We start from the raw sequence: 404 nt of genomic DNA, 5'->3' as shown, positions 1-404 counted from the left end.
CGATGAAGCTATGAACTTTATTTTGATCGCTCGTTAAACCACTATTGCCATAGGTATAGTTTTTACCAGTCGAATTCGCATCGGTATATACATTCGCAGGGCTACCACTAAAATCATTGTTTTCAAAGTAACGCACCTGATCCAAACCTTGGTAAGAAGCAACGAAGACCCTGTCAGTTGTCCGAGGATCATCAGTCTTAACGAGATAAGGGTTTGTCTCATCGTATTGTTCTGGACTAACATATGTTGTCAAACGTTTAAGAGCACGTTTGACACTTGGAATTGTTGTTCGGAATGACCCACTGGCATCCTGCAGGATGACCAAGTCAATCGGTTTCCGCGGAACTGACCAGTCCGTTGCGTCTGTTTTTTCAATCTTCCGATAACACCCATTTTGTGTAATC

1 protein-coding gene is annotated in these 404 nt (G+C 42.6%); it reads right to left on the bottom strand.

Going from position 1 to position 404, the window contains the following annotated elements; translation table 11 throughout:
* Window positions 1-404 (bottom strand): hypothetical protein (locus tag AX677_RS09535; protein ID WP_231730785.1); only part of this gene is annotated, 404 nt, incomplete at both ends.

Source organism: Streptococcus sp. CCH8-C6 (assembly GCF_001557225.1).
GTDB classification, from domain to species: Bacteria; Bacillota; Bacilli; order Lactobacillales; family Streptococcaceae; genus Streptococcus; species Streptococcus sanguinis_C.
Note: the sequence above shows the minus strand (reverse complement) of the source record. Positions and strands in the feature narration are given on the sequence as shown.